The sequence below is a fragment of the Actinomadura sp. 6K520 genome (genome assembly GCF_004349245.1).
In the GTDB taxonomy this organism is placed as follows: Bacteria; Actinomycetota; Actinomycetes; order Streptosporangiales; family Streptosporangiaceae; genus Spirillospora.
On record NZ_SMLC01000428.1, the window covers coordinates 1 to 682 of the forward strand.

The following is a 682-nucleotide window of genomic DNA, read 5'->3' on the forward strand; positions in this document are numbered from 1 at the left end:
CCGCCGAGCCGGCCGCCGAGCCCGACCTCAAGGTCGATGCCCGTGCCCGAGGAGTGGCTGGTAGTGACCGCCATCGAGCCGTCCGCGTTGCTGTCCACCTGCGTGGTCTCCGACTCCGTGTCACCGATGACGACGAGCTTCCGGTCCGTGGTCGACTGGTCGAGGCTCTGGTGGACGGTGCACTCGCTCAGCGCCGGAACGGCGGAAGGCGGAGCGGCCTCGCAGTCTCCGCCGAACAGCCGGCAGAGCGCGGCCCTCGTCTCACTGGACACCGTGCCCATGACCGGCGAGGCGACCAGGACCCCGATGACCACGGCCGAGACCAGCAGCACGGCGCCGTACTCGAGTGCGCTCGCGCCCCGATCGGCGGCGGAACGAAGACCGTGACGGCGTTGCACCATGGCCGAAGCATGACCGCGCCACCGCTCACTGGCGAGGGCCCCCGGACCCAAAGTGCCGACCCAACCGCCGCCGCGGCGAGCAGGAAAGCTGGGCCCTCTTACGTCAAGTCGCCGACCCGGGAAAAGGCTGGGCCGGATATCCCGCGTATCGAGTCGGGCCTTCCCAAGACCCCTCTTCCGGGTGAGCATGCAAGTGCTTACTTATCGGAAGGGAGACCATGCGCCCCCTCATCGCACTCATCGCGCTGCTGCTGGCCATCCCCCTGCTCGCCGCCCCAGCC

At 69.6% G+C, this 682-nt stretch carries 1 protein-coding gene; it reads right to left on the minus strand.

What is annotated here, in order from left to right; genetic code table 11:
* A partial coding sequence (locus E1289_RS37815; RefSeq protein WP_207929426.1) for a hypothetical protein occupies window positions 1-401 on the minus strand: 401 nt, incomplete at its 3' end.
* Between the last annotated feature and the right edge of the window lie 281 nt (window positions 402-682).